This window comes from Ruegeria sp. CF5 (assembly GCF_056537325.1).
Map to the genome: position 1 here is coordinate 56,608 of NZ_JBQFRI010000017.1, position 6,998 is coordinate 63,605.

The following is a 6,998-nucleotide window of genomic DNA, read 5'->3' on the forward strand; positions in this document are numbered from 1 at the left end:
CACTCCGGCGGCCTTTCAAAGCCCGACAGCGGATCAGATGATTGAGAGGGTTTTCAAGAAGACCCCCCGCAATTGGGCGGGGGGAGGTGACGAACCTCAGGAAGAAATGGTCCGTCGGGGAGTGTCTCGTTTTTAGAATCTCTCAAAAATCGCCGTCGCGATAGGTCGAAGAGGCCAGCGGCGAAACTCGCTTTTTTCATGTGTATTTTCGGGCACAGAGGCAATTTGGCGCGGCAGGGTCGGAAAGTGATGGCAAGTTAACTGGTTGAGGGGCGAACTGTACCCGATTTTTGCCATTACATTCGATACAGTTCGAAGCGCGCATCGAAAAATCTACCTCGTATGAATTAGGGGTTTAACTTCGATTTGGTGCTAATGCCTGGGGCGATGCCATCTCAGCCAGGATTGCTTCAGCGGCCAATCGTGGGTCCGCTGCCTGATAAACCGGGCGGCCAACAACGATATGGTCGACACCGTCCGCGATAGCATTTGCCGGTGTCGCAACACGTTTTTGATCACCCAGATCGGCGCCAGCGGGGCGTACGCCGGGGGTTACGATCAAGCGCCCCTCGGCCTGAGGCAGGGCACGGATCAGCGCGGCTTCTTGCGGGCTGGCGATGACGCCGTCTGCTCCGGCTTCCAGCGCCTTGGCCGCGCGTTCAACGACCAGATCCTGCACGTCGCCCTCTTTCAACAGGCTGGCATCCAGGTCATCGCGATTCAGCGAGGTCAGGATGGTCACGGCAAGAATTTTCAGGTCTTTGCCTGAAGCCCCTTCCTTGGCTGCGCGAACAACATGCGGGTCGCCATGCACGGTCAGGAAATCCAGGTCGAACTGCGCCAGTCCGCGCACGGCGTTCTCGACCGTGTTGCCGATGTCGAACAGTTTCATGTCCAGAAAAATGCGCTTGCCATGATCCTGCTTCAGCTCATTGGCCAGCGCCAGCCCACCGCCGGTCAGCATGCCAAGTCCGATCTTGTAGAACGAAACGCTGTCGCCCAGCCGCTCGGCCATGGCCAGCCCCTGCAGGGCGTTGGGGACATCGAGGGCTACGATCAGGCGATCATCGGACATGGGGCAAGCTCCTTTTTGGCAAACGTCTGCGTCCTAGCGGGTTCAGGTGCTTCTGTCCATGCGCGATGGTTCGCGCAGCGGATTCCACTCTGTGCTATGGTGCCGCCAATTCAGAATGAAAATTTAAATTATCAGGGACAGAAAATGAAAAAACTGATTGTGCTTGGTGTGATCCTGAATTTGGCCGCATGTGATGACGTGCCGCAAAGTGAGGCTGTGCAACCTGCCGCGGCCCCCGCCCCTACAAATGACGATCTGCGCCTTGTGCGTGGCTACAGATCAGAGGATGACTGGTGCCAGCTGACAGGCGAAACTGCATTTACGGTCGAATTTCTGGACCACACCGCCGATCTTGTTTCCTGTCCTACGGGCAGCGATGCGGCGCAATCGTTGGTGGACATGTACGAAGCGCAACAAATGGCCGAGACAGGGGGCTACACCGTCTATTCGATACCTCGCGGATAGTCTCGGATATTGCGGTCTAGCCTCTTGAAGCGGCGAAGATATTTCCCAAATTGAATGCGAGGCCCAGACCGAAGCGTGCCGCCAAGCGGGCGCATCACATTCAGGGCGCTTGGAAAAGGAGAACAACATGGACTTGAACAATTTCACCGAGCGGGCACGAGGATTCGTGCAGGCTGCGCAGACAATTGCGATGCGCGAGGGGCACCAGAGGCTGGAGCCCACACATATTCTGAAAGCATTGATGGATGACGATCAGGGGCTGGCCAGCAACCTGATTACACGCGCTGGCGGTGCTCCGGTCCGTGTGGTCGAGGCACTGGATGTTGCGTTGACCAAAATCCCGCAGGTCAGCGGCGATGCGAGCCAGATTTACATGGACGGCCAGACCGCGAAGGTTCTGGACGAGGCCGAAAAGATTGCAACCAAGGCGGGTGACAGCTTTGTGCCGGTCGAACGCGTCCTGATGGCGCTGTGCATGGTGAAATCCAAAGCCAAAGAGGCGCTGGAAGCCGGGGCCGTATCCGCACAGAAACTGAATGAGGCGATCAACGATATCCGCAAGGGGCGCACCGCTGATACCGCATCGGCGGAAGAGGGCTATGATGCGCTCAAGAAATACGCGCGTGACCTGACCGAGGCGGCAGCCGAGGGCAAGATCGATCCGATCATCGGACGGGATGAGGAAATCCGCCGCTCGATGCAGGTTCTGTCCCGCCGGACCAAAAACAACCCGGTTCTGATCGGTGAGCCCGGCGTTGGTAAGACCGCGATCGCCGAGGGTATGGCCCTGCGCATCATCAACGGTGACGTACCTGAATCGCTGAAAGACAAGAAGCTGCTCGCGCTCGACATGGGCGCGCTTATCGCCGGTGCGAAATACCGCGGTGAGTTCGAAGAACGCCTTAAGGCCGTTCTGACTGAGGTCACCGAGGCCGCCGGTGAGATCATCCTGTTCATCGACGAGATGCACACGCTTGTCGGCGCCGGTAAATCCGACGGCGCGATGGATGCTGCCAACCTGATCAAGCCTGCATTGGCTCGGGGTGAGCTGCATTGTATCGGCGCGACCACGTTGGATGAGTACCGCAAATACGTCGAAAAAGACGCGGCCCTTGCGCGCCGGTTCCAGCCCGTGATGGTCACCGAACCGACGGTCGAGGATACGATCAGCATCCTGCGTGGCATCAAGGAAAAGTATGAGCTGCACCACGGCGTGCGCATCTCGGACTCGGCGCTGGTGTCGGCGGCGACCCTGTCGCATCGTTATATCACTGACCGCTTCCTGCCCGACAAAGCCATTGACCTTGTCGATGAAGCGGCGTCGCGTCTGCGGATGGAGGTGGACAGCAAGCCCGAGGAACTCGATCAGCTGGATCGTCAGATCCTGCAAATGCAGATCGAGGAAGAAGCGCTGAAGCTTGAGGATGACGCGGCATCAAAGGATCGCCTGGAATCCCTGCAAAAGGATCTGGCCGATCTGCAGGAAAAATCTGCTGAGATGACCGCTCAGTGGCAGGCTGAACGCGACAAGCTTGCGGGTGCGCGTGATCTTAAGGAACAGCTGGACAAGGCGCGGGCTGATCTGGAAATCGCCAAGCGTGAAGGCAACCTCGCCAAAGCCGGTGAGCTGTCCTATGGCGTGATCCCAGAGCTTGAGAAAAAGCTGACCGAGGCCGAAAACGCCGAAAGCAACGCCATGATGGCTGAGGAAACGGTGCGGCCAACCCAGATCGCTGCTGTGGTTGAACGCTGGACCGGTATCCCGACCTCGAAAATGCTGGAAGGCGAGCGCGAGAAATTGCTGCGGATGGAAGATGATCTGCATTCCCGCGTGATCGGTCAGGATGCGGCAGTAACCGCCGTGGCCAACGCCGTTCGTCGTGCGCGCGCGGGCCTGAATGACGAGAACCGCCCGCTGGGCTCGTTCCTGTTCCTCGGGCCGACCGGCGTGGGTAAAACCGAACTGACTAAGGCCGTGGCGAACTTTCTGTTCGACGACGACAACGCGATGGTGCGCATCGACATGTCCGAGTTCATGGAGAAACACGCGGTCGCCCGTCTGATCGGTGCCCCTCCGGGCTATGTTGGTTATGACGAGGGTGGTGTTCTGACCGAAGCCGTGCGGCGCAGGCCCTATCAGGTCGTTCTGTTCGATGAGGTCGAAAAGGCCCACCCGGATGTGTTCAACGTGTTGCTGCAGGTTCTGGACGATGGTGTTCTGACCGATGGTCAGGGCCGCACCGTCGACTTCAAGCAAACGCTGATCATCCTGACGTCGAACCTTGGGTCTCAGGCGCTCAGCCAGTTGCCCGAAGGCGCGGACAGCGCGCAGGCGCGGCGGGATGTAATGGATGCGGTCCGGGCGCATTTCCGGCCCGAGTTCCTGAACCGTCTGGATGAAACGATCATCTTTGACCGGCTCAAGCGGGCCGATATGGATGGTATCGTCGATATCCAGATGGCGCGTCTGCAAAAACGTCTGGCCGCCCGCAAGATCGAGCTGGCACTGGACGATGTGGCCAAAGAATGGCTGGCCAATGAAGGCTATGACCCGGTCTTCGGGGCCCGTCCGCTGAAGCGGGTGATCCAGCGCGCCTTGCAGAACCCGCTGGCCGAGGCGTTGCTGGCCGGTGAGATAAGGGATGGCGAGACCGTTCCTGTCACTGCCGGGCCCGAGGGCCTGATCATCGGTGACCGGCTGGGTACGTCAGAGCGTCCACGTCCGGACGATGCTGTGGTCCATTAAAAGTAATGGAGGCCCGCTGATCCGGCGGGCCTTTTTCTTGCGGCTATTCAGGTCGCAGCGAAAACCGGAAGTCGGTTCCGAACTCTTCGTTGAATTCTTCGTGGACCTTGTCCATCAGTTCCAGCGTGTCCCATTCATAGCCCTGCAAAATCCACTGTGGCGTTTCGTATTTCTCTACGCCCGGTGCAGATTGCTGTCGGGGCGTAACCGAAGGCGGCGGGAAAGGTTGTGAATTCAGCATGGCGACACGGGTCCGAATTTCATCTTTTGAGATGTTCCAGACCATCCCATCGACAGCAAAATCCACTGGCCGTCATATGTCTTGCGCACCTCGCCCGTCAGTTCTTTTCACTAGCCGCTGGTCGTTCTCTCGTCGCAGGTTTTCTTGGCTTGCGCGACGGAAAGTGAGTTACCGACAAGCGTGACGTCGTTTGTCAGGCTGCTGACCTCGCCAATTCCGGGGGGACTTTCAAACCCGAAGGTCACTGCGCGTTCTCCCGGGCGGGCAGTGCTGGCCGCGGGACCCTGCCATACATACAGCCGGTCGGTTGCCGGTTTCGACAGGCGTGTCAGCGCATAGTCTCCGGCACCACACCAATATATCGAGTTTTCTGAAAAGTCTGCAACCACTTCGATCAGGCCATTGGCAAGAGGATAGGCCTGAGACCTCGATTCGTTGCCCGCGTGAACCGTCGTGGCGAGAAGTATCAAAGAAATGGCGAGGGCTGAGTGGTGCTTCATGGTGATCTCCGGCCTTGTTACTTTAGAATACGCAGCAGGGGCGAAAGTGGATCATGTCCAGCACTTTGGTGGCCCAACGCGCCAACCGACAGGATTTTCGTTACAATTCCATATCACGATCGTGAGCGTAGTTGCTTTGGCTTCCATGTATAAATCCCCTAAATCGGACAAAACGAAATCGATCGGAGACGGAAATGGCCAATCGCTGGCGAAACAACTTGAGCCGCCAAGATGTGACACCCGAAGCGGTGTTCCTGAACCGCAGGTCGTTCATCGCGGGCGCGGGCGGGATGGGGCTGGCGGCACTGGCAGGTCCTGCGCTTGCTGAATCTATTGCGCCCAACACCTGGGAAGAAATAACCTCGTACAACAACTTTTACGAGTTCGGCACCGGCAAGGATGACCCGGTTAAATATGCAGGCTCCCTGACGACCGATCCCTGGAGCGTAAAGATCGATGGGATGGTCGAGCGCCCAGGCGATTATGATTTCAAGGACATCATGTCCGAAATGACAATTGAGGAGCGCATCTATCGCTTCCGCTGCGTTGAGGCTTGGTCAATGGTTGTGCCCTGGAACGGGTTCGAACTGGCTGATCTGCTGAACATGGCTGGTGTCAGTGAGGGTGCAAAGTATGTTGCCTTCGAAACCCTCTACCGACCCGAAGAGATGCCTGGCACTCAATACCCGGTGCTGGACTGGCCGTATCGCGAAGGCCTACGGCTGGACGAAGCCATGCACCCGCTGACCCTGATGGCCACCGGAATCTACAACAAGCCGATGCCCAACCAGAACGGTGCGCCGATACGGTTGGTGGTGCCGTGGAAGTATGGATTCAAGTCAATCAAGTCGATTGTCCGCATCACTCTGACAGACGAAGAACCACCCACAAGCTGGAACATGACCAATCCAAGGGAATACGGTTTCTACAGCAACGTTAACCCAAACGTGAATCATCCGCGGTGGTCGCAAGCTTCGGAGCGGCGTATCGGTGGCGGCCTGTTTGCCAAGCGTGAACCGACGCTAATGTTCAACGGCTATGAAAAAGAGGTTGCCAGCCTTTATGATGGCATGGATCTGTCCGAGTATTACTGACGCCATGCAGACCACAAACCAGATACTTCGCCGAATCCCCGTCTGGGCGGTTTATCTGCTTGGGGCGCTTCCTGCGCCCTGGCTGTTTTATCTTGGCGTAACCGGTGGTTTGGGGGTCGAACCGATCAAGGCCCTGGAACATGAACTCGGCGAACTTTCCCTGCAGTTGCTTGTTTTCGGTCTGGCGATCACCCCGCTGAGAAAGTTTCTGGGTTTGAACCTGATGAAATTTCGCAGGGCGATCGGGGTGCTGACCTTTGGATATGTAAGCCTGCACTTGCTTGTGTGGCTGGTTCTGGATGTGCAGATGCTGGGGCAAATCTGGGCGGACATCCTGAAGCGCCCTTATATTACCGTGGGCATGGCCGGGTATCTTCTGTTGTTGCCGTTGGCCGTAACGTCCAACAACTGGTCCGTTCGCCGCTTGGGGCCCCGGTGGCGAAACCTGCATCGTCTGGTTTATCCGGCAGCCTTTCTGGGGGCGTTGCATTACGTCATGTTGGCCAAGGGATTTCAAATCGAGCCGCTTATCTATCTGACGCTGGTTTTGGTTCTGTTGGGGCTGCGCCTGCCTATTTCCAAGGTTAGGGTCTGGGCCTGATTGCCGATTCCGCCTGAATCGCGGCCGAGTCTGTGGATAGCCCTATGCAAAAGTCGTCTCGACAGCCCAACAGCGCCGTCAATCTAGCGTTTCGTGTGTTGTGATCTTAGTTAGGTAACTGTTTTTATTAACAAAAATCTTTTTTTGGGATTTTTTGCCGGTTTCAGTAATTTTGTGCTTGCGGGTTTTGTGGGTAAACCTTAGAACCCCCTTCACCGGCGCTGCTGAGGCGCTTGGGACGCGGCGGAAGCGGCGGAGACGCTCAGGATAGACTGG

At 57.3% G+C, this 6,998-nt stretch carries 8 protein-coding genes; 4 read left to right on the plus strand and 4 right to left on the minus strand.

Translation table 11 applies throughout. The annotated features are described in order from the left end of the window. Window positions 1-355 precede the first annotated feature (355 nt). Entirely contained in the window at window positions 356-1,075 is a 720-nt protein-coding gene (gene pyrF / locus ACR0NW_RS23210; RefSeq protein WP_170657070.1) for an orotidine-5'-phosphate decarboxylase, read from the minus strand. Window positions 1,076-1,219: 144 nt separating this feature from the next. On the opposite strand from pyrF, the gene ACR0NW_RS23215 reads away from it, so the two are divergent. Then, the gene (locus ACR0NW_RS23215) at window positions 1,220-1,540 is read left to right on the plus strand and encodes a hypothetical protein (RefSeq protein ID WP_480452991.1); all 321 of its coding nucleotides are present in this window, start codon (window positions 1,220-1,222) and stop codon (window positions 1,538-1,540) included. 127 nt (window positions 1,541-1,667) lie between these two features. After that, window positions 1,668-4,286, plus strand: coding sequence for an ATP-dependent chaperone ClpB (gene clpB / locus ACR0NW_RS23220; protein ID WP_480452990.1), 2,619 nt, complete (start codon window positions 1,668-1,670; stop codon window positions 4,284-4,286). A gap of 43 nt (window positions 4,287-4,329) precedes the next feature. Here the strand turns inward: clpB and ACR0NW_RS23225 are convergent, their stop codons facing one another. Both ACR0NW_RS23225 and ACR0NW_RS23230 read right to left on the minus strand, forming a co-directional pair. After that, a complete protein-coding gene (locus ACR0NW_RS23225) occupies window positions 4,330-4,593 on the minus strand; it encodes a hypothetical protein (protein WP_480452989.1) in 264 nt (87 codons plus the stop codon). Window positions 4,594-4,637: 44 nt separating this feature from the next. Continuing rightward, entirely contained in the window at window positions 4,638-5,027 is a 390-nt protein-coding gene (locus tag ACR0NW_RS23230) for a hypothetical protein (protein WP_170657080.1), read from the minus strand. Between the two features lie 194 nt (window positions 5,028-5,221). On the opposite strand from ACR0NW_RS23230, the gene msrP reads away from it, so the two are divergent. Together msrP and msrQ are read left to right on the plus strand one after the other, a co-directional pair. Then, window positions 5,222-6,121: a protein-methionine-sulfoxide reductase catalytic subunit MsrP gene (gene msrP / locus ACR0NW_RS23235; RefSeq protein WP_480452987.1), complete on the plus strand. Its 900-nt coding sequence runs from the start codon at window positions 5,222-5,224 to the stop codon at window positions 6,119-6,121. A gap of 4 nt (window positions 6,122-6,125) precedes the next feature. Then, window positions 6,126-6,722 (plus strand): protein-methionine-sulfoxide reductase heme-binding subunit MsrQ, encoded by a 597-nt coding sequence (gene msrQ, locus ACR0NW_RS23240; protein WP_480452985.1) that lies wholly within the window; start codon window positions 6,126-6,128, stop codon window positions 6,720-6,722. Window positions 6,723-6,800: 78 nt separating this feature from the next. Here the strand turns inward: msrQ and ACR0NW_RS23245 are convergent. After that, window positions 6,801-6,998, minus strand: a 198-nt coding sequence (locus ACR0NW_RS23245) for a hypothetical protein (protein WP_480791956.1), incomplete at its 5' end; no start/stop codon positions are given.